At 64.7% G+C, this 17,469-nt stretch carries 20 protein-coding genes and 4 tRNA genes; 6 read left to right on the forward strand and 18 right to left on the reverse strand.

Translation table 11 applies throughout. From position 1 onward, the window contains the following. Positions 1-86 precede the first annotated feature (86 nt). On the reverse strand, positions 87-869 hold the full coding sequence (locus ABIA30_RS02750) for a pyrimidine reductase family protein (protein ID WP_370061846.1): 783 nt from the start codon (positions 867-869) through the stop codon (positions 87-89). A 34-nt stretch (positions 870-903) separates the two neighbouring features. On the opposite strand from ABIA30_RS02750, the gene zapE reads away from it, so the two are divergent. Beyond that, on the forward strand, positions 904-1,947 hold the full coding sequence (gene zapE, locus ABIA30_RS02755) for a cell division protein ZapE (protein ID WP_370061848.1): 1,044 nt from the start codon (positions 904-906) through the stop codon (positions 1,945-1,947). Between the two features lie 12 nt (positions 1,948-1,959). Here the strand turns inward: zapE and ABIA30_RS02760 are convergent, their stop codons facing one another. The 7 genes from ABIA30_RS02760 to ABIA30_RS02790 all read right to left on the reverse strand — a co-directional run bounded on the left by ABIA30_RS02760 (position 1,960) and on the right by ABIA30_RS02790 (position 7,304). Next, a complete protein-coding gene (locus tag ABIA30_RS02760; RefSeq protein WP_370061850.1) occupies positions 1,960-2,490 on the reverse strand; it encodes an N-acetyltransferase family protein in 531 nt (176 codons plus the stop codon). Between the two features lie 4 nt (positions 2,491-2,494). Continuing rightward, positions 2,495-3,049 carry a hypothetical protein gene (locus tag ABIA30_RS02765; protein ID WP_370061852.1) on the reverse strand — a complete coding sequence of 185 codons (555 nt, stop codon included), beginning with the start codon at positions 3,047-3,049 and terminating at the stop codon, positions 2,495-2,497. A 144-nt stretch (positions 3,050-3,193) separates the two neighbouring features. Continuing rightward, the gene (locus ABIA30_RS02770; RefSeq protein WP_370061854.1) at positions 3,194-3,949 is read right to left on the reverse strand and encodes a Clp protease N-terminal domain-containing protein; all 756 of its coding nucleotides are present in this window, start codon (positions 3,947-3,949) and stop codon (positions 3,194-3,196) included. 57 nt (positions 3,950-4,006) lie between these two features. Further along, complete coding sequence (locus ABIA30_RS02775; protein ID WP_370061856.1) at positions 4,007-4,660, reverse strand: DedA family protein; 654 nt, start codon at positions 4,658-4,660, stop codon at positions 4,007-4,009. Positions 4,661-4,692: 32 nt separating this feature from the next. After that, the gene (locus ABIA30_RS02780; protein ID WP_370061858.1) at positions 4,693-5,832 is read right to left on the reverse strand and encodes an acyl-CoA dehydrogenase family protein; all 1,140 of its coding nucleotides are present in this window, start codon (positions 5,830-5,832) and stop codon (positions 4,693-4,695) included. 40 nt (positions 5,833-5,872) lie between these two features. Next, positions 5,873-6,658: a FadR/GntR family transcriptional regulator gene (locus ABIA30_RS02785; protein ID WP_370061860.1), complete on the reverse strand. Its 786-nt coding sequence runs from the start codon at positions 6,656-6,658 to the stop codon at positions 5,873-5,875. Between the two features lie 118 nt (positions 6,659-6,776). Then, entirely contained in the window at positions 6,777-7,304 is a 528-nt protein-coding gene (locus tag ABIA30_RS02790; RefSeq protein ID WP_370061862.1) for a hypothetical protein, read from the reverse strand. 41 nt (positions 7,305-7,345) lie between these two features. Between ABIA30_RS02790 and ABIA30_RS02795 the strand changes: the two genes are divergently transcribed. After that, a complete protein-coding gene (locus ABIA30_RS02795; protein ID WP_370061864.1) occupies positions 7,346-7,666 on the forward strand; it encodes a DUF6653 family protein in 321 nt (106 codons plus the stop codon). 46 nt (positions 7,667-7,712) lie between these two features. Here the strand turns inward: ABIA30_RS02795 and ABIA30_RS02800 are convergent, their stop codons facing one another. Next, entirely contained in the window at positions 7,713-7,916 is a 204-nt protein-coding gene (locus ABIA30_RS02800; RefSeq protein ID WP_370061866.1) for a hypothetical protein, read from the reverse strand. 346 nt (positions 7,917-8,262) lie between these two features. Next, complete coding sequence (locus ABIA30_RS02805) at positions 8,263-8,613, reverse strand: hypothetical protein (RefSeq protein ID WP_370061868.1); 351 nt, start codon at positions 8,611-8,613, stop codon at positions 8,263-8,265. A gap of 447 nt (positions 8,614-9,060) precedes the next feature. Between ABIA30_RS02805 and ABIA30_RS02810 the strand changes: the two genes are divergently transcribed. Continuing rightward, positions 9,061-9,657, forward strand: coding sequence for a hypothetical protein (locus ABIA30_RS02810; RefSeq protein ID WP_370061870.1), 597 nt, complete (start codon positions 9,061-9,063; stop codon positions 9,655-9,657). A gap of 321 nt (positions 9,658-9,978) precedes the next feature. Here the strand turns inward: ABIA30_RS02810 and ABIA30_RS02815 are convergent. From ABIA30_RS02815 to ABIA30_RS02825, 3 genes are all read right to left on the reverse strand, one after another. Beyond that, a tRNA-Val gene (locus ABIA30_RS02815) sits at positions 9,979-10,053 on the reverse strand. A 17-nt stretch (positions 10,054-10,070) separates the two neighbouring features. After that, positions 10,071-10,141 (reverse strand) — tRNA-Cys (locus tag ABIA30_RS02820). A 27-nt stretch (positions 10,142-10,168) separates the two neighbouring features. After that, positions 10,169-10,241: transfer RNA gene (locus tag ABIA30_RS02825), tRNA-Gly, on the reverse strand. A gap of 264 nt (positions 10,242-10,505) precedes the next feature. On the opposite strand from ABIA30_RS02825, the gene ABIA30_RS02830 reads away from it, so the two are divergent. The 3 genes from ABIA30_RS02830 (at position 10,506) to ABIA30_RS02840 (ending at position 13,214) form a co-directional block, all read left to right on the forward strand. After that, positions 10,506-10,580: transfer RNA gene (locus ABIA30_RS02830), tRNA-Val, on the forward strand. A 436-nt stretch (positions 10,581-11,016) separates the two neighbouring features. Then, positions 11,017-12,285, forward strand: a complete 1,269-nt coding sequence (locus tag ABIA30_RS02835; RefSeq protein ID WP_370061872.1) for a diguanylate cyclase domain-containing protein — start codon at positions 11,017-11,019, stop codon at positions 12,283-12,285. A 119-nt stretch (positions 12,286-12,404) separates the two neighbouring features. After that, positions 12,405-13,214 carry a transporter substrate-binding domain-containing protein gene (locus tag ABIA30_RS02840; RefSeq protein ID WP_370061874.1) on the forward strand — a complete coding sequence of 270 codons (810 nt, stop codon included), beginning with the start codon at positions 12,405-12,407 and terminating at the stop codon, positions 13,212-13,214. 2 nt (positions 13,215-13,216) lie between these two features. Here ABIA30_RS02840 and ABIA30_RS02845 read toward each other — a convergent pair whose 3' ends face one another. The 5 genes from ABIA30_RS02845 to ABIA30_RS02865 all read right to left on the reverse strand — a co-directional run bounded on the left by ABIA30_RS02845 (position 13,217) and on the right by ABIA30_RS02865 (position 17,436). Beyond that, positions 13,217-14,080, reverse strand: a complete 864-nt coding sequence (locus tag ABIA30_RS02845; protein WP_370061876.1) for a PP2C family serine/threonine-protein phosphatase — start codon at positions 14,078-14,080, stop codon at positions 13,217-13,219. 100 nt (positions 14,081-14,180) lie between these two features. Continuing rightward, positions 14,181-15,935, reverse strand: coding sequence for a bifunctional serine/threonine-protein kinase/transporter substrate-binding domain-containing protein (locus tag ABIA30_RS02850; protein WP_370061878.1), 1,755 nt, complete (start codon positions 15,933-15,935; stop codon positions 14,181-14,183). Between the two features lie 64 nt (positions 15,936-15,999). Beyond that, the gene (locus ABIA30_RS02855; RefSeq protein ID WP_370061880.1) at positions 16,000-16,464 is read right to left on the reverse strand and encodes an ester cyclase; all 465 of its coding nucleotides are present in this window, start codon (positions 16,462-16,464) and stop codon (positions 16,000-16,002) included. A 33-nt stretch (positions 16,465-16,497) separates the two neighbouring features. Further along, positions 16,498-16,995: a DUF1990 domain-containing protein gene (locus tag ABIA30_RS02860; RefSeq protein WP_370061882.1), complete on the reverse strand. Its 498-nt coding sequence runs from the start codon at positions 16,993-16,995 to the stop codon at positions 16,498-16,500. A 21-nt stretch (positions 16,996-17,016) separates the two neighbouring features. After that, complete coding sequence (locus tag ABIA30_RS02865) at positions 17,017-17,436, reverse strand: DUF1003 domain-containing protein (RefSeq protein WP_370061884.1); 420 nt, start codon at positions 17,434-17,436, stop codon at positions 17,017-17,019. Positions 17,437-17,469: the final 33 nt, after the last annotated feature.

A 17,469-nucleotide genomic window follows, 5' to 3' on the forward strand; every position in this document is an offset into this window, starting at 1 on the left:
CGCACCTCCCACACCGCGCGAGCGTGCGTGTCCGCGCCAGACGGGCGCATCAGGCGCACCGGCAATTTGCGCAGACTCGCGTGTCGTCAGGTACGGATGTACCGCGTGTAGAGGTAACCCTCGTCGTCGGTGAGCAGGTGGCTGCGCCGCATCCGGGTGTGGGCCTGGCCGTGGCCGGACGCGATCCGCCGGGCCGATCCGCCGACCAGAATCGGCGCGATCGTCACGCACAGCTCATCGAGCAGGTCATCCTCGATCAGCAAGCTCAGCAAGGACGGGCCGCCTTCGGTGAGCACCCGCTTGAGCCCGCGGTCGGCGAAGATCCGCAACACGACCTTCAGGTCGACGCGGTCAGGTGCGGCGCCGGACGCGTCGATGACTTCGGCCAGCCCGGTGAACCGGCGACAGGTGTCGTCGATGTTGTCGCGGCTGGTGAGGATCAGCGGCAGCACGGAAGCGTGGGTGAACAGCTTGGAGTCGTGCGGGAAGTCGGCGTGATGGGTGACCACCGCGATCGGAGGTACCTCAGACTGGCCGCGGCCCTGCCGGGCCTGGCGCTGCGCGACGGACATCTGTGCGCCGCCGTAGTTCTCGATCTGGGCCGTGGCCGCGCCGACCAGGATGACATCGGCAGCCTGGCGCATGAGGGCGAACAGGGCCCGGTCACCGGGACCGGCCAGGCCGCCGGAGCTGCCGTCGTCGGTCGCCCCGCCGTCCAGGCTGGAGATCATGTTGGCCCGCACCCAGGGCCGGTCGAGCCGGTCGGGGTAGGTGTACAGCGGTGCCAGCGACTCATCGTCATCGACACCGAACGCTTCGGAGGCCGCATTCAGCGCTGTGAGCTGCGTCGCAGCGTCGGGTCCTGGCACGTGTTCTATTGCAACACGCCGATATGGTGCCCTAATGCCTGGGGCCAGCGAAGTCGCTCACCTGACCGATCGTCATCCGACCGTCACACCGGAACGGCTGATCGCACAACTGGTTCCGCCGTCAACGTTTGCCGACGTCAGCTTCGATTCGTACCGGCCCGACCCGGCCGAGCCGTCGCAGGCCGCGGCGGTGGTGTCGGCCCGCAAATTCTGCGAGGACGCGGTGCGCGCACGCGCCGGCAAGAAGAAGCTGTTCGGTAAACGTGAGGCCTTGCCCGGCGTCGGCATGTACCTCGACGGCGGCTTCGGCGTCGGCAAGACCCACCTGCTGGCCTCGACGTATTACACGCTGGCCGCGGCCGGTGCGGGCCCGGCGGCGTTCGCGACGTTCGGTGAGCTGACCCAGCTGGCCGGGGTGTTCGGCTTCACCGAGTGCATCGAGCTGCTGGCCGACTACGTGGTGGTCTGCATCGACGAGTTCGAGCTCGACGACCCCGGCAACACCACGCTGATCTCGCGGTTACTGTCGGCGTTGGTCGAGCGCGGGGTATCGATCGCGGCGACGTCGAATACGCTGCCCGAGCAGCTCGGCGAGGGCCGGTTCGCGGCCCAGGATTTTCTGCGCGAAATCAACACGCTGTCAAGCATTTTCACCACGGTTCGGGTCGAGGGGCCGGACTATCGCCAGCGCGGTCTGCCGTCGGCGCCGGTGCCCCCGGCCGACGAGCAGGTGCGGCAGTGGGCTGTCGGTGTCCCGGGCGCCACACTCGATGACTTCGACGCGTTGTGCAAGCACCTGGCGACCATGCACCCGTCGCGCTATCTGACGCTGATCGAGGGGATCACCGAGGTCTTCATCACCGGCGTGCACACCGTGGACGATCAGAGCGTGGCGTTGCGGTTGGTGTCGCTGACCGACCGGCTCTACGACGCCGGCGTGCCGGTAGTGGCGTCGGGCGCGAAGTTGAACACGCTGTTCAGCGACGAGATGCTGGCGGGCGGCTTCCGTAAGAAGTACCTGCGTGCGACGTCGCGATTGCTGGCGTTGTCGGCGGCCGGTCAGGATCTGCACGCCTGACGGTTCTGCACGTCACGCCAGCGGACGCACCAGCACGAAGTCGTGCTCCAGCCGGTTGCCGAGCCGAAATGTCTTGGTGCCGGCGACCGTGTACCCGTGTTTGGCGTAAAAGCGTTGGGCGCGTTGGTTTTCCTGATTGACGCCGAGCCACAGCGAGAGTGCGCCGCAGGCCGTCGCATGATCGATCGCGGTGGTCATCAGTGCATCGCCGGCGCCGGTGCCGTGCGCCTCGGGCAGGACGTACATCTTCGACAGTTCGATCGCCGGTCGCAACGGCACCGCTCGTTGCACGTCGGCGTCATCGGGGACTCCCTGAATCAGCATCGCGTAACCCAGGATCTGGTCTGCCCGGGCAACCAAGACCGTTCGGTCCGGGTCACCGAGGTAGCCGGCGAAATGCTCTTCGGTCAAGTTCGCGGCGATGAACGCGGCGATCTGCTCCGGCGGTGCCGACGGCGGGCACGCCAAGGGAAAGGTCGTGGCGGCGACGGCGGCAAGCTCGGTCAGGTCGGCGCTACCCGCCTGGATGACTCGGACGGACACCCGATCAGGGCAGCGGCGTTTCCGGCTGCCACATGTTCCATTGACCGATGTGGGTGCCGGTTGCGGGGTTGAGCAGCACGACGTTGGTCACCAGACCCTTGTAGACGTCCCAGTAGACGACGCCGTTGACCGTCGACCCGGCCGGCGCATTGAGCAACTGGGCTTCCAGAGCGTCGGGGTCCGTGGTGTGCTTGGAAACGTAGGCGTCCGCGTACGGGGTGACTCCGTAGAAGGTGAACGCCGTCGCCAACTGATAGGGGTTGACGGCCTTGATGACGTGGACGGTGACGTTCGCCTTCCACGGGCCGCCCTGGGCGCGCCAGCGGTAGGAACCGCTCCAGGTCCAGCCGGGCGGGACATCGGACGGCACCACGTCATGCACGGTGACGTCGGCGACGATGCTCTCGTAGTTCACCCGCAGGGTGTCGCCGAGGTTGCCGATCACGGTGTCGGCCGACGCCGGTGGGGCCAGCAGGGCAGCGACAGCGACCAGAGTGCCCAGCACGCCCGCCAGCCGGCGACCCCGGTTCGTCGTCTTGCTGTTTACGCCCGTGCTCATCGCGTCCTCTCGGTAATGACTGCTTCGCATGATGGCATACCGCTCGCACCCACTCGTCCAAACGGGCGTATGGGCGGCAAAGTACGAGTAGATCTGGCCACCACCTCGACCTCGGTGGGTCTCGGTCTCCCTGTCAGTGGACACTCATTCTGGTCCGGGCCTCGATGGCTGGGCGGCGACGATGGTGCGCAACATCTGGTCGAGGTCGGATTCGATCCGGCCCTTGTCGATTCCGAGGCTGTGCAGTGGCCCGTCGGTGTCCTCGGCTTCGATCAGGGCCAGCAGTATGTGCTCGGTGCCTATGTAGTTGTGCCCCAAGCGAAGTGCTTCGCGGATGGTCAGTTCCAGTACCTTCTTGGCCGCACCGTTGAACGGGATGAGAGCGGGTGGTTCGGCTTGTCCGGCCGGTGTGGCGGCCGCATCGCGAAGAGCCTCGACGCTGACACCCTGTTTGGCCAGCAGTGCGATCGCGAGCGAGGCTGAGTCGGTGAGCAGACCCGCGGTCAGGTGCGCGGGGGCGATCTCAGCGCTCCGGGCCGTGCGGGCGGCTTCCTGGGACGCGACGACGACATTGCGGGCGCGCGGCGTGAAGCGGCTGAACCCGTTGAATCCACTGTCCGGGTCCATGGCCTTGGGGACGAAGCGCTTCTGTGCGGCCTGCTTCGTCACGCCCATGCTGGTGCCGATGTCGGACCACGACGCACCCGAGCGGCGGGCCTGATCGACGAAGTGGCCGATGAGGTGGTCGGCGATGTCCCCGAGGTGTTCGGCGGCCAGCATCGCGTCGGTGAGTTGATCGAGTGGTTCGGTGTGCACCCGCTTGATGGCGGTGATCAAGTCGTCGAGGCGGACGGTGCCGGCGATGGGATTCGGAGCGGTGGTGCGGGCATCCTCGGTCATGCGTCAACCATAAGTTGACGAGCATCGATGCGTCAACCGGTGGTTGACGCGGAGATGTCAGCTGTTGCGCAGCGTGTCCCAGTCGTGTTCGGCCTCCAGTTCTTCGATGGCCTTGGAGGTGCGATCTTTGAGCACCAGCGTCACCGTCAGACCGACGCCGACACCCACCAGCAGCGCCACCCAGGAGAAGCTGGACAACCATTTCTCTGCCGCCACGCCCAGGAAGTAGACGACGGCAGTGGTGCCACCGGCCCACACGATGCCCCCGGCGGCGTTGGCTGCCAGGAAGTGCGGGTAACGCATCTTGAGGGCCCCGGCCAGCGGGCCGGCGAAGATGCGCAGCAGCGCCACGAACCGGCCGAAGAACACCGCCCAGACGCCCCATCGGCTGAAGAACCGGCGGGCCAGCGCGACGTGGCCGGGCCCGAAATGCTTGGGGAATCGCCGGCCGAGTCGCTCGAACAGGGACATGCCGAACCGGCGGCCGATGCTGTAACCGATGGAGTCGCCGACGATCGCGCCTGCCGCGGCGGCGAGCCCGACGCCCGCCGGGTCGACATCGAGGGTGTGCCGTGAAGACATCAGTGCCGCAGCGACCAGGATGATCTCGCCGGGCAGTGGGACGCCCAGGCTCTCCAGGCCGATGACACCTCCGACGACGAGGTATACGGCCAACGGCGGAATCGATTGCAGCAGCGCGTCTACATCCACGCCGCTAAGGATGCCCTACCGGAGGTTGTGATTCACCTGGACAGGCTGCGGGCGATGACGAGCCGTTGGATCTGGTTGGTGCCTTCGAAGATCTGGGTGATCTTGGCCTCACGCATGTAGCGCTCGACGCGGTAGTCGCGGGTGTAGCCCGCCCCACCGAACACCTGGACGGCATCGGTGGTGACCTTCATCGCGGCGTCGGTTGCCACGAGTTTGGCCACCGAGGCGTTGCGGGAGTACGACAGTCCGCCGTCGCGGCGCCGCGCCGCGTCGAGGTAGGTAGCCCGGGCGGAGTCGACTGCAGCGGCCATGTCGGCCAGCAGGAAGCCCAAGCCCTGATGGTCGATGATCTTGCGGCCGAACGTGGTTCGCTCGTGCGCGTAGTCCACGGCCTGGTCGAGTGCGGCCTGGGCCAGGCCCACTGCCACAGCGGCGATGCCGAGCCGTCCCGAGTCCAGTGCGCTGAACGCGATGGACAGGCCCTGGCCTTCGGAGCCGATCCGGCGTTCTGCCGGCACGAAGGCGTTGTCGTAGTGCGCGGTCGTGGTGGGCACTGCGTGCAGGCCCATCTTCTCCTCGGGCCGGCCGAAGGTCAGGCCGTCGTTGTCCTTGGGGATCAGGAAACATGAAATCCCTTGGGAGCCTTCACCGGTGCGGGCGAACAGGGTGTAGAAGTCGGCGATGCCGCCGTGCGTGATCCACGCCTTCGAGCCGGAGATCCGGTAGCCGTCATCGACGGGGGAGGCCTTGCAGGCCAGTGCCGCAGCGTCCGATCCGGCCTGTGGCTCGGACAGGCTGTAGGCGCCGATCAGGTTGCCGCTCAACATCTCTGGCAGCCAACGCTGCCGCTGCTCGTCGGTGCCGTAGGCCATCAATGGGTGGCAGGACAGGCTGTGCACGCTGACCGCGACGGCCACCGCGGCCCAGCGGGCGGCCAGTTCTTCGAGCACCTGTAGGTATACCTCGTAAGGCTGTCCGCCGCCGCCCCATTCGACCGGGTACGGCAGGCTCAGCAGACCGGCGGCACCGAGGGTGGCGAAGACGCCGTCAGGATAGGTTTCCGCCTTCTCGTGTTGGTCGACGACAGGATCGAGGACTCTGTCGGCGATATCGCGGGTCAGTGCGATCAATTCACGCGCATCGTCGTCAGGCAATAGGCGGTCGACGGGCACGTGGATTCCTCTCAGTTGGCAGTAACGGGTGAGCCGCAGCTCAGTCCATGATGTCGCGAACCTTGGTGTGCTCGTGGCCGCGCACCAGCGCCACCGTGGCGATCTCCATGTGTTTACGCCAATGTGCTTCTGCCTCAGCGCCTTTGCCGGCGGCGACCAGGCTGTTGAGCCGGTGGTAGGACTTGATCATCCGGGTGTAGTCGGCCTTGGACAACGAGTTCGGGGTTTGGTCGATCGCGGTGATGGTGTGTCGCACTGTGATCTCGTAGAGCATGCCCGCGATCATCGCCAGGATCGGGTTGCCGGACAGTTCGACCATGCGGCGGTGCAGGTTGGCGGTGGAGTGGGCCAGGTTGCCGCCGTCCCATTCTGTCGGCAGCTCGTTGACCAGTCGGTCGAGCTCGGCCTTGGCCTCGGGGGTTCCGTGCTCGGCGAGCAGTCGGGCGGCGGCAGGTTCGAACGCGATGCGGGTGTCGACGACGTCGGTCAGGGTGGCGCCGGAGAGCTCCAGCAGTAGCCCAGCCGGGCGGGCGACGATCTCTGCGCCGGGTACGCGGACCCGGGCTCCGGTGCGCGAGCCGCGGCGAACTTCGACCAGGCGTTCGGATTCGAGCACTCGAACGGCCTCGCGCAAGGTCGGCCTACTGACCTGAAAATGCTGCATGAGGGCCGATTCGTGCGGTAGATAGTCTCCGTCGGCAAGTTGGCCGTCGACCACCATCCGGCGTAACGTGCGCGCGACCAGCTCCGCGGTTTTTGGTGACCGCACGGCGCCCGGCAGCGAGTCCGGCGGGACCATGGGCGCCAAAGGCTGTCGCTGAGCCATCATGACCTCCGATCGACGGCTAACTTATTCAACTCAGTAAACCATCTGGATGGGCTGAGCAATGCAAGACGAACCCGCCCGTGTTGAGCGGGCGGGTTCGATTACTGCTGATCGGGGATCAGTTCGCCGGGGGCGGCGGCGGCGGCGGAGCTGCCGGCGCCGGAGCACCCCCGCCCAGGTTGCCCAGCAGCCCCAGCGCGATGCGTGCCTGCGGCGAGAGGTTGGGGCTTGGGCCGGTTGAATCCGGCTGGGCGTCGGTCAGATGCCACGGCTGGCACCCGCTGGTTTTGAACGCCCGATCGGTCGGGTCGACCAGTACGACCTGCGGTTTGGCGCTCATGGCGCTGTCGATGACGTTGCCGGGCACCGACGGGTCGGGGGAGTTCATCCGTCGCCAGTAGCAGCGGTGGTTGCTGTCGCGCGGCCCGGCCGTGGCGTAGGTACCGGGGGCGAGGTCTTTGGCCACGATGTAGACGCCGTCGTGGTCGATCGTGGTCAGCGGGGCAGGGGTGCCCGGGGGCATGGTGGGCGCTGCGGGGGTGATCGGAGCGGGCGTAGGCGGATCGGCAATGGCGGACGGCGTCGATGCGCACCAGCTCAGGACCGTCAGTGTCGCGGCCGCGGCGATAGACGTTTTCGACCTCATGGAGTCAAAGTTTAGCTCTTCTACGTAAGGGGGTGGATCGCGTGAACCGCGTCTCAGGGGCTACCGCCCGGCGTCGCGATACGTTCGATGCCGGTGACCGTGGCGTTGGCATGGTCGTCCGGGGTATCTACGGCGAACGTCTCTGGCTTGGTGATCGTGCGGCGATGCCGACTGGATTCATTGTGGTGCAACGCATTTGGATTGTCTGCGCGATAGCCGGGGCGGGTCTGCTCGGATGGGGACTGATCGCCCTGCAGTTATGGCCGACCATCTTCGGAGCGGTGCTCATCGTCTATGGCCAGCTCTGGCGTATCGACCGCCTGGGCATGTACTACGACGCGGTGAACGCGCGCCATGAATAGTCGCGAGGCCGGCCGATTGCGCGCCGTCTGGTGGGACCGGGAAGTCCTACTGCCCGTGGCTCTGGCTTTCTAACAGCTGCTCCCATAGATCTGCGGCAGCCGATACGACGGCCGCATATGCCCGCATCGACTCGGCCGAGTCGAACTCACCCTGACCGTCGGCCCATGCACAGGGCTGAAATGCGCCCGTATAGTCCTGCACCCCACCGATGACGACGTCGATCTCCGTGTCGCGACCGCGATCAATCATCACGGACTGCCGACTGAAGGTGACGCACCTTTGCCCGTCGTGCTCCCATGAGCCGCATTCGATTGCGCCTGCCGGGTGCGGTACGTCATTGAGGTTTTGCAGCATCGTCGGGTGTCTCCTGGGTCTGGGCTGGCTGTGACCAGGACTTTATGTCTGAATAGATCGGCGCGTCAACGATCTAAATAACTTGTCTTACAATATATTTCGTACCGTCGGTAATGGGTTTCGGGTCGCGTGTGAACGCCCCAATTAAGTTGCTACTTCGTCAATATTGTGCGCGCTAGGCGTCTGCGGCAAATTGTTCTTTTCGATGCATGGACGATTCGGCGATTCACTGCCGTCGGGTTCATCGACTGGCGAATCTCAAGTAGAAGGCGCCGAAGATCAGCACGATGCCCACATTGACCATCAGGCGTGGCCAGAACTGGTGGCGAAACAGCAGGACGTCGACGCTCACGATGAGCGCGACCATCGTCAACGCGTAGGCCACGAGTAGCGCGTTTTTACCCATGTCTTGTTGTACTCCCAAAGTGGGACCGTTGACGGACCAACTGTCGCCTCTCGACCTCGAATACCCAAGTACGCGTTGTTTTCTGCCATCCGGACGACGCACGCGACCGACCGTTTCGGCCGCAAATCCGAATTCATCGTCGTGCAGGGTTAGCGACGGGGAATTCTGTTGCGGCGCAAGGCGCACGGTGTCAGGCTGGTGTTATGCGCAGCGAGCACCGCATGTCAGGAGACGAGCACGACGCCTTCACCGGGTGGCGTCACGTCATCGTGTGCTTGCAGCGTGTCGGCGTGCGGAAGACTTGGAAGCTGCAGTCGCATCGCATCGATCGGCGTAAGGAGCGGCGTCGGTTCGCTGGCGCTGACCGACTGGTCTGAGCGTCTTGCTCTCTGGCTACCAGTCCGCGGGTATGCGAACTTCATCATCGGGTCCCACTACCGACGTGGCTCGAGCGCCGGCTGCTGGCCGAGGATCCTCCGAAGGTGCGGGCACCGGACATGAACCGAAACCTGTTGGGCAGCACTACTCATCGGCCCGTCAATCGCCACCGTATCCGCGGATCGACGAACTGTGTGCTTGATCTTGTGGGACACTCCCTGTGCACGCGCGTTCGAAATCCGTGAGGGGATAGCGATGGCCGTTGAGCACGCTTACGTTACGTTCGTTGCGGACCGTGAACGAGCTACGGGCGCGTCGGTTGGAACGATCAATCTGGAGGCGCTGGCCGACCAAAATCTGGCCAATCTGCTCGCGTCCGAGGATTTCGCCGGCGTCACCAACTGGCTGCGCCAATTGCCTGGAGAGCATGGCGAACCTGAGCTGCAGGTTATGCCAGTCGAGTTCCCGGATGGCTTCAATGCGGAATCTGAGGCGTTTCAATACCAAGTTGCCTCTGTCCTCAGCGCGACCAACGTGGAAGAAGCCGAGAGCGCGTGGTATCTCGGGCATGAGGCCAGCGACGCGAACCTAGGTTTGGCTGTTGGTTTGTTGGAGTCAACCGTTCTGGCGGAGTACTCCGACGCGGCGGCGAGGAAGGCCGCAGGCGCTGTCGGCGCCGCGTGCGCCACCGGAGCAGGGGCCGTAATGGCCGCCGTCATCAGCACAGGGGCGGTCGGCGCTGCCGGGGGTGCCGGCGTCGCCCTGCTAATTGCAGGGCCGATCGGCATTGTCGTGATCGGAGTCGGCGCCGCTGCCCTCACGTTGAGATTGTTTACCCGGCGCAATGCCTAGCTCGGAGTAGCACGTGTCAGATCCCGGTGCGAGCGAGATGGCGCCTACTCACCGCGCTGGCGCAACGACATACCCAAACGCTTGGCGTGATAAGTGGTCCCGACGTATTCGGTGACTGCGGCTCATCACGGGACCGGATTCTGTTCGGACAGTTCGCGATACGCGACCTGCTCGGGGGTGAGTTGGTCGGCCGGGTTGCGCCAGGTGTTGGGTGAAGGGCGAAAGTGAATGATGCTCATGGCTTACTTTGCAGTTAGCCATGAGCAGGTTCATATCTAGTTCACGCGGTCCGATTTATCGGTAGAAGCCGCAGGTAAAACGTGGTGCGCGATACTGGGATTGAACCAGTGACCTCTTCCGTGTCAGGGAAGCGCTCTCCCGCTGAGCTAATCGCGCGGGGTTGAAACTGTTTGAGGTGGAGACGGGAATCGAACCCGTGTGCACGGCTTTGCAGGCCGTTGCCTCACCACTCGGCCACTCCACCGCTGGGGTTGATGCCAATGCATCCTCGAGCGGATGACGGGATTCGAACCCGCGACCCTCACCTTGGCAAGGTGATGCGCTACCAACTGCGCTACATCCGCGTGCTACGAGCGAGATCGTCGTTCGTTGCGATGCGAAACATTAGTCCACGAACACCACCAGACACAAATCGCATGGAAACGCCTGGTAAACGCCACGTCTCGGGCGGAGCTGGTGTCATCGACCGGCGTGATCGAAGTGGTGGGTCGCGGTGGTCGAGGCCACTGTGGCGGGTGTGATTTGACCCTCATGGGTGCGATTCCCGTCTCGCCGCGTGTTCGTGTTAATGTCTGTCGTCCCACCGATGAGCAGTAGGTGGAATCCCCGGTCTCGTAGCTCAGGGGGAGAGCGTCCGCCTCACACGCGGAAGGTCACTGGTTCGATCCCAGTCGGGACCACCACATATCACCGCAGACTCGACAGTGGTTTTGCGATTAGTGGCAAGGGCGTTGATCGGCCGCCGGCCATTTCTTTTTTCTCCTTTACGGGTGCCCTGTGATGACGCGGCTTGACCGACGTCGGGCTGACCGCTCGGGATGCTCTGCGAGTCGGTAACGGCCGAAGCGCGAGTGAGAAGGCGTCCGACGCCCATGATCGGCCGCTACGGGCGATGGTTCGGTTCGAACTGGGTATCGGCCGTATTGATGTTTGCTGTATGGATCGGGGCAATGGTGCTACGCGGATTGTCTTGAGTAAAAAGCGGTATGACGCGAGTTGTGGAGAAATTCAGCTAATTAATCTGTTTTGTGCCCCTTCCTGACGACGCGTTCATCTCGCACCGCAAGTGTGGGTCTTGGGGCGCCGGCTACGTGGCCGCGCTACAAGAACGGAGGACTGGTGTTCAAACCGGATGGTGCGGACCGCAGGGATCCAGCAGATGGATCCGCCGCCGCGATTGCCCAGCTCCGCAACGTCGTCGAGCGGGTCGCTGACGCTGTTATCACCACCACGCGCAGTGGCATTGTGACCAATTGGAATCCGGCTGCAGAAGTGATCTATCGGCGTTCCGCCGACGCGGCGGTCGGAATGGCGATAACCGAGGCGGTCGGCGCAATGGTCGACCCGAGGGCTTTGGCTCGTACGGGTACCAGCATCGAATACATCCACCGTGCCGCCGACGGTACTGAATTGGCAGTGCTGGTCTCGGCCGTCGAGATGGATGATCATTATTTGCTGATCAGCTCCGACCGTACTGAACAGAGCCGTGCAATGCGGCGATTACGAACCGTGGTCGACGCACTGGCCGAGGGCATCGTGGTGTTCGACAAAGACGGCGCGATCGCGTGGATCAATCCGGCCGCGTTTCGGTTGTTCGGACTCGATGCCGACGCCCTTCCTGCCGACCATGCCCACAGGCTCAGGAACTTCGAGCTCTATGACGAGAACGGCAATCCGGTCCCACCGCATGAGCGGCCGATCATGCAGACGCTGCTGACCGGCGAGACGATCAGAGACCGGGTGTTCGGTATCGATCGGCCGGACGGCGAGCGGGTCTGGATGTCCGGTGGCACTTGTCTGCTCAACCCCGACGACGCCGAAGACCGAGCGGTGCTTTTGTCGGTCGCAGATGTGACAGCGCAGCGTGCGTCGACGGAAATCCTTTCCTATCGGGCGCATCACGACCATCTGACCGGGCTGCCCAATCGCGCTTACATTCTCGAATTACTCGGCCACGCGCTACGGCCGGCGGATGACGGCGGCGTCGCTGCCGTCTGTTACGTCGATTTGCACGGTCTCAAGGCCATCAACGACTCCTTGGGGCACCCAGCTGGTGACACCGCGATACAGACCGCGGCCCAACTGCTTCGTGCCGCGCTACGCCCGCAGGACGTCGTCGGCAGACTCGGCGGTGACGAATTCGTCGCCTTGTTGTGCGGCACCACCACCAGGACGGACATCGATGACGTCACAGCTGCCATACACGCCGCGTTGTCCCAGCCGCTCATCATCGAGAACGCGGTTCGAAACATGAGCGCCAGCGTCGGCATCACCATCGTTGTCGACGGCGAGTCGCGCACCGCGGATGAGCTGCTGCGCGACGCCGACCATGCCATGTACCGCGCGAAGGCCGCCGGTGGCGGCCAGAACGGCTTCTTCGACGTCTGAAGATGTGACCTTGCGGGCGAGTCATCGCGTAATGTGCCGGTGCAGTTCGGCGACGGTATCGGACATGACCGGAGAACACCTTGCGAATGTCATTGGCAGACAAGCTCATGGCTCTGACGATGACGGTCCGCTCTGATGAGGTGAGACGCTGCACGTTCGGGATGGCCGCGGTGCTGACTACGGTGGCGGCCGGTGCCGGATGTTCGGCGAAACAGCCTGCCGCACAATCGCAGTTGGATCGCATCAGTTCGACGCACACACTACGGGTCTGCAGCACCGGCGATTACCGGCCCTTCACATTCCGTGACCGCGCGGGCCGCTGGAGCGGCATGGACATCGACCTGGCCAAAGACCTGGCCCGGCGGCTCGATGCGACAGCACAATTCGTGCCGACCAGCTGGCCGACGCTGATCGATGATCTGGACAAGAGCTGCGACCTGGCCATGGGCGGCATCACGGTGACCGCCGAACGTGCCGAAAAGGCGCTGTTCTCCGATTCATACTTGCGCGATGGCAAGGCCGCGATGGTCCGATGCGCCGACGTCCCGAAGTTCCGGTCGCTGGCCGATATCGACCGCGCCGGGGTGCGGGTGATCGTCAACCCCGGCGGTACCAACGACCAGTTCGACCGCACCCACCTGCACCAGGCGACCGTCATCGAATACTCGGACAACAACACGATTTTCGATCAACTCATCGCTGGTCGGGCCGACGTCATGATCACCGATGGCAGCGAAATCCGTTGGCAGGCAACACAGCACCCGCAGCTGTGTGGGGTGGCGACGGATCAGCCGTTCACCGTCGCGCAGAAGGCGTACCTGATTCCCAAATCCGATGCCGCGCTGCAGCGGCGGGTCAACGACTGGCTCGGAGACATTCAGCGCGACGGCACCTACGCCGGGATCAGCCGCCGGTGGCTGGGTGCCTGACGTCAGACGATATTCAGTGCGTCGATGACCACCGCGGTGGCGTCATCGACGCCGCCGGCGTTCACCACCGCAGCGATGACAGCCGTTGCGGCATCTCGCGGATCGGCATGGCTGCGTAGCAGATCAGCCAGTACGTCGTTGTCCAGCGGACCGCTGACGCCGTCAGAACACACCAGGATGCGGTCGCCGCGGTGCAGGGGAATCTGATTGACATCCAACAGGTGCACTTCGTCATGGGTGATGGAGCGGGTCAATACGTGTGCAAACCGGTGATTGCGGGCATCCGACACACTGATCGCACCCTGGTCGACCAATTCCTGTGCCACCGAATGATCATTGGTCAATTGGGTCAGTGCCTCACCGTCGAGCAGGTAGGTCCGAGAATCGCCGATGTTCAGCACGGTCCAGCACGGATTCGCACCCTCGGTGACGATGACGCCGCTCAGGGTGCTGCCGGGCGGCTTGCCCCCGACGAAACTGACGTGACCGATCCGGTTGCGAGCCTCGGTGATACACCGGCCGATTTCGGCATCGGTAACCTCGCTACAGCCGCCGAGCGTAGCCATGCTGGCAGCAACCGCGCTGCTGGCCAGCTCGCCGGCAGCGTGCCCGCCCATACCGTCAGCGACCACGAAAACCGGTGCGGCCGTGCAGAAGGAGTCCTCGTTGTGGTCGCGACGTGCGCCGCGGGTGGCCGATCCCCAGTCGAGTAGCACCCGGCGGTACATGGGTGTTTCCGACGCGGGCTGCACGCAGCTGAGCGTCGCCGACGGCAGCGTCGTCACCGCCGCGCGCGGCGTGGGCGCCGAGCAGGTCCGGGTTCCGGCCGACTGCGTTGCGGCAGTCCGGTAGCGGCGAAACAGCATGGTGACTCCTCGGAACCGGTGTCGGTCGGTGTCACTCCAGGCTGCCGCGCTGCGGTATGTACAGACTGGGCGCAACTTAAGCGCGAGCGATGAGCGCCCGTCACCTCAGCGCGCCGTTGATCACCGGGTTGTCGATGACACCCATCTCCAGGCCCCATTTGGCAGCGATCTGCTGATACTCACCCGTCTTGATCAGATAACGCAGGGCTGCTTGCAGCGCCGGGCCCAGCCCTGACCCCTTGGCTACCGACCACCCGTACGGCTGCGCGTCGACGATGGTCGCCGCCGGTTCGAGCTTGCCGGCGCTCAGTTTGATCGCGTACCCGGTCACCGGTGAATCTGCCGTCACGGCATCGAGATTCCCGGCGAGCAGCGCTGCGGTGGCATCGTCTTGGCGCGAGAACCGGACCACGTCGATCGGCGCCAACCCGGCAGCCACGCACGCGTCACTCTTGGCCGGCAGTTCCTGGGTGTCTTCGATAGAGGCTTCGTGCACACCGACTTTCAGGCCGCAGGCCGCGGCGGGATCGACCGTGGTGCCGGTGCGCCGGGCCCACAGGACGCCGGCCTTGAAGTAGGTCACGAAATCGGCGGACTGCTCGCGCAGTTTGGTGTCGGTAGTCGACGACATCCCGATGGCGATGGTGCCCTGTTGTATCGATGACACGATCTTGGACAAGTCGGTCTCGCGGAACTCGGGGACCAGGCCCAGGACTCGGAGCATGGCCTTCATCAGGTCGACGTCGAATCCCGCGTATTGACCCTCGGAATTCTTGAATTCGTTTGGTGCGTAAGGGACGTTCAGGCCCACCAGCACCCGGCCGGATTCCCGAAACTCGGCGGGTACCTTCGCGGCGATCGACGGGACGGATCCCGACGGTCCGGGCTCGTTTTGGCTCGACCAGTAATGCCAGCCCGCCCCCGCACAGGCGATCAGCACTATCACGATGGCAATCGCGATCACCACGGCTCGTCGGGATACTCCGCGCGGCTTGGTTTCGGCAACGGAATGTCGTCCGGATCGTCCGGTCGTGCGCACGGGGACCTTCACGGCGGTGCGCGCCGCCGCGGCCAGTTCTCCCGCTGTCTGGAAACGTTTGCCCGGCTTCTTGGACATACCCTTGGCGATGACACTGTCGAACGCGGCAAGGCGGCGGTCGATGTCGGACGGCCGGGGCGGGGCGGCGTTGATGTGTCCGGCGATCTGGTGCTCGTAGCTGTCGGCCGGATACGGCCGGCTGCCGGTCAGACACTCGTACAGCACGCAGGCCAGCGCGTAGACGTCCGAGCGTGGATCGGCTTGGCCGCCCTCGAAACGCTCCGGCGCCATGTAGGCGAGAGTGCCCAAAGTGCTTCCGGCAGTGGTTAATCCGTGTTCGCCCGCGGTCCGGGCCAGTCCGAAGTCGATGAGGTAGGCGAAGTTGTGGTCGGTCACCAGGATGTTGGAGGGCTTGATGTCCCGGTGGATCAGCCCGTCATGATGCGCCGCGTCCAGCGCCGCCGCGATCTGTTCGATGACGGAGACCGCGAATTCGGGACTTGTCTTGGTTTCCGGATCGGCCAGTACCGCCGACAGGGTGCGGCCGTCGATGAGTCGCATGTCCAGATACAGCTGGCCGTCGATCTCGCCGAAACCGTGGATGGGCACAACATGCGGTTCGTTGATACCGGCCGCCGCCTGAGACTCGCGCCGGAACCGCTCCTGGAACGCCGGGTCCTGCGCAAGGTGCGGTGGCAGGACCTTCAACGCGACGGTGCGGTGGGTGTGGGTGTCGTAGGCCACGTACACCTCGCCCATGCCGCCCTTGCCCCGCAGTTCGCGCAACTCGTAGTGCCCGAATCGTTTCGGCTCCACCCAGCACTCCTTGGCGGCGGTCAGTGTCGTCTGAAGCTACAGCACGTCGGGCGGCCAGACAGGCTCAAGCAGGGTTTTCGGGCTGGGCCGCGGCCATCGCGAGCAGCTCGGCGCGACCGATCTGGGTGACCAGGCTGGCGCTGTCGAAGTAGATCCGCTCGTTGACGATCTGGTCGCCGTCGAAGAAGAACACCGCGATGATCGGCACCCGGAATGCCTTTCCGGTGGGTGGCAGCCCGTAGAACTCCCCGAGATTTGTTCCCAGCAGGTCGAACTCGACGATCACTGCGTCATCGGCGACATGGAACCGCGAATTGTCATGGCGCTGATCGGGAAAGGCCGTCCTGGTGGTCAGGTAGTAGCCCATGACCTCGTCGTCACCGTCGAAAACCTGGCCGGTGGCCATGATTTCGTAACGTGGGTGCCCGTTGAACGTCGCCAGGGTCTTGTCGAACTCCTTGGTGACCTCGGTGTCCATGTGTTCCTTGATGACGGCAAGTCGGCGCTGCCGCAATTCGTCGGTGATCATCGCCGCCGCCTTCCCTGTCGTGATGGGTCGGGGTCAGACTGCCCGAAGATAGCGCCGGGTGACCAGCTTTTGCGCCATTGCCGCGAACGGACGGCCCGCACGGCTCCACCACAGCGCCGGCCGGGAAAACGCGGTGATCTCGGCGTGCACGCCGTCGGTCTGTGGGTCATAGCGCACGCAGAACAGCTCCTCGCCCGATTCGGGATGGCCGGGCAGGGTGCCGTAGGCGAACCCGCGACGGTCGGGCTCGTCCACCACGTACACCACCCGGCAGGGCACCGGGAACGGTCCGAGCCGGCCGAGGACGTCGGTGCCGGGCTCGGCCCGTTCGGTACTGGTCTGCAGACGCAGACCGGCCCCGCGCTGCATGCCCCACCGCAGCACTGCCTCCGCCGCGGTGTCGAATCGTTGCCGGCCTGAGCCGATCTGTGCCCCGGCGTGCACGTGGTGGTACCCGGCGGGCGGCTCACCGGCGGTGGCGCCGACCTCGGGGTAGGTGAAGGTCAGTCCGGCAAGGTCATCGAGTCGCATCCGATCACCCTGCCAGTCCACTCATTCCGCGGTCACGCAGATGTGCTGGTGAATTTCGCGGGTGAGTTCGTCGACCTTGGCCAGCAGTTCGGTGAGCTGAGTCGTGTTCTCGTAGGTGTGCATGGCGACCGCCGAATTGATCTGGTCCTCGCGCTTGGCCGCGATCAGCAGGATCGCCCCCTGCAGGCCGGCGACCATCGACAGCGCGAGGTTCAGCAGGATGTACGGATACGGGTCGAACCCGTGCTGACCGTCAGCCGATCCGCCGATGTAGAGGATGCTGTTGGCGACGGCCCACACCGCCATGAAGGCGAGGAAGCCGAAGACGAACGGCCACGACCCCATGCCGTTGCGCATGGCGTCGGCAGCGCGCTCACCGAGCGTCAGACGGTTCCCGGTGCGTACCGCGGGGTGTCGGTGCCAGTGGTTGGTCCATTCCATGATGGGCGTCCTTTTAGATTCGAGTGGGCGGTC

The sequence above is a fragment of the Mycobacterium sp. MAA66 genome (genome assembly GCF_041261665.1).
Classification (GTDB): Bacteria; Actinomycetota; Actinomycetes; order Mycobacteriales; family Mycobacteriaceae; genus Mycobacterium.

What these genes read in the sequence shown, in the direction of transcription:
- zapE (WP_370061848.1), top strand. Translation starts at nt 904, where the DNA reads ATGCCTGGGGCCAGCGAAGTCGCTCACCTGACCGATCGTCATCCGACC.
- ABIA30_RS02765 (WP_370061852.1), bottom strand. Translation starts at nt 3,049, where the DNA reads ATGAGCACGGGCGTAAACAGCAAGACGACGAACCGGGGTCGCCGGCTG.
- ABIA30_RS02770 (WP_370061854.1), bottom strand. Translation starts at nt 3,949, where the DNA reads ATGACCGAGGATGCCCGCACCACCGCTCCGAATCCCATCGCCGGCACC.
- ABIA30_RS02785 (WP_370061860.1), bottom strand. Translation starts at nt 6,658, where the DNA reads ATGGCTCAGCGACAGCCTTTGGCGCCCATGGTCCCGCCGGACTCGCTG.
- ABIA30_RS02790 (WP_370061862.1), bottom strand. Translation starts at nt 7,304, where the DNA reads ATGAGGTCGAAAACGTCTATCGCCGCGGCCGCGACACTGACGGTCCTG.
- ABIA30_RS02800 (WP_370061866.1), bottom strand. Translation starts at nt 7,916, where the DNA reads ATGATTGATCGCGGTCGCGACACGGAGATCGACGTCGTCATCGGTGGG.
- ABIA30_RS02810 (WP_370061870.1), top strand. Translation starts at nt 9,061, where the DNA reads ATGGCCGTTGAGCACGCTTACGTTACGTTCGTTGCGGACCGTGAACGA.
- ABIA30_RS02840 (WP_370061874.1), top strand. Translation starts at nt 12,405, where the DNA reads ATGACGGTCCGCTCTGATGAGGTGAGACGCTGCACGTTCGGGATGGCC.
- ABIA30_RS02845 (WP_370061876.1), bottom strand. Translation starts at nt 14,080, where the DNA reads ATGCTGTTTCGCCGCTACCGGACTGCCGCAACGCAGTCGGCCGGAACC.
- ABIA30_RS02855 (WP_370061880.1), bottom strand. Translation starts at nt 16,464, where the DNA reads ATGATCACCGACGAATTGCGGCAGCGCCGACTTGCCGTCATCAAGGAA.
- ABIA30_RS02860 (WP_370061882.1), bottom strand. Translation starts at nt 16,995, where the DNA reads ATGCGACTCGATGACCTTGCCGGACTGACCTTCACCTACCCCGAGGTC.
- ABIA30_RS02865 (WP_370061884.1), bottom strand. Translation starts at nt 17,436, where the DNA reads ATGGAATGGACCAACCACTGGCACCGACACCCCGCGGTACGCACCGGG.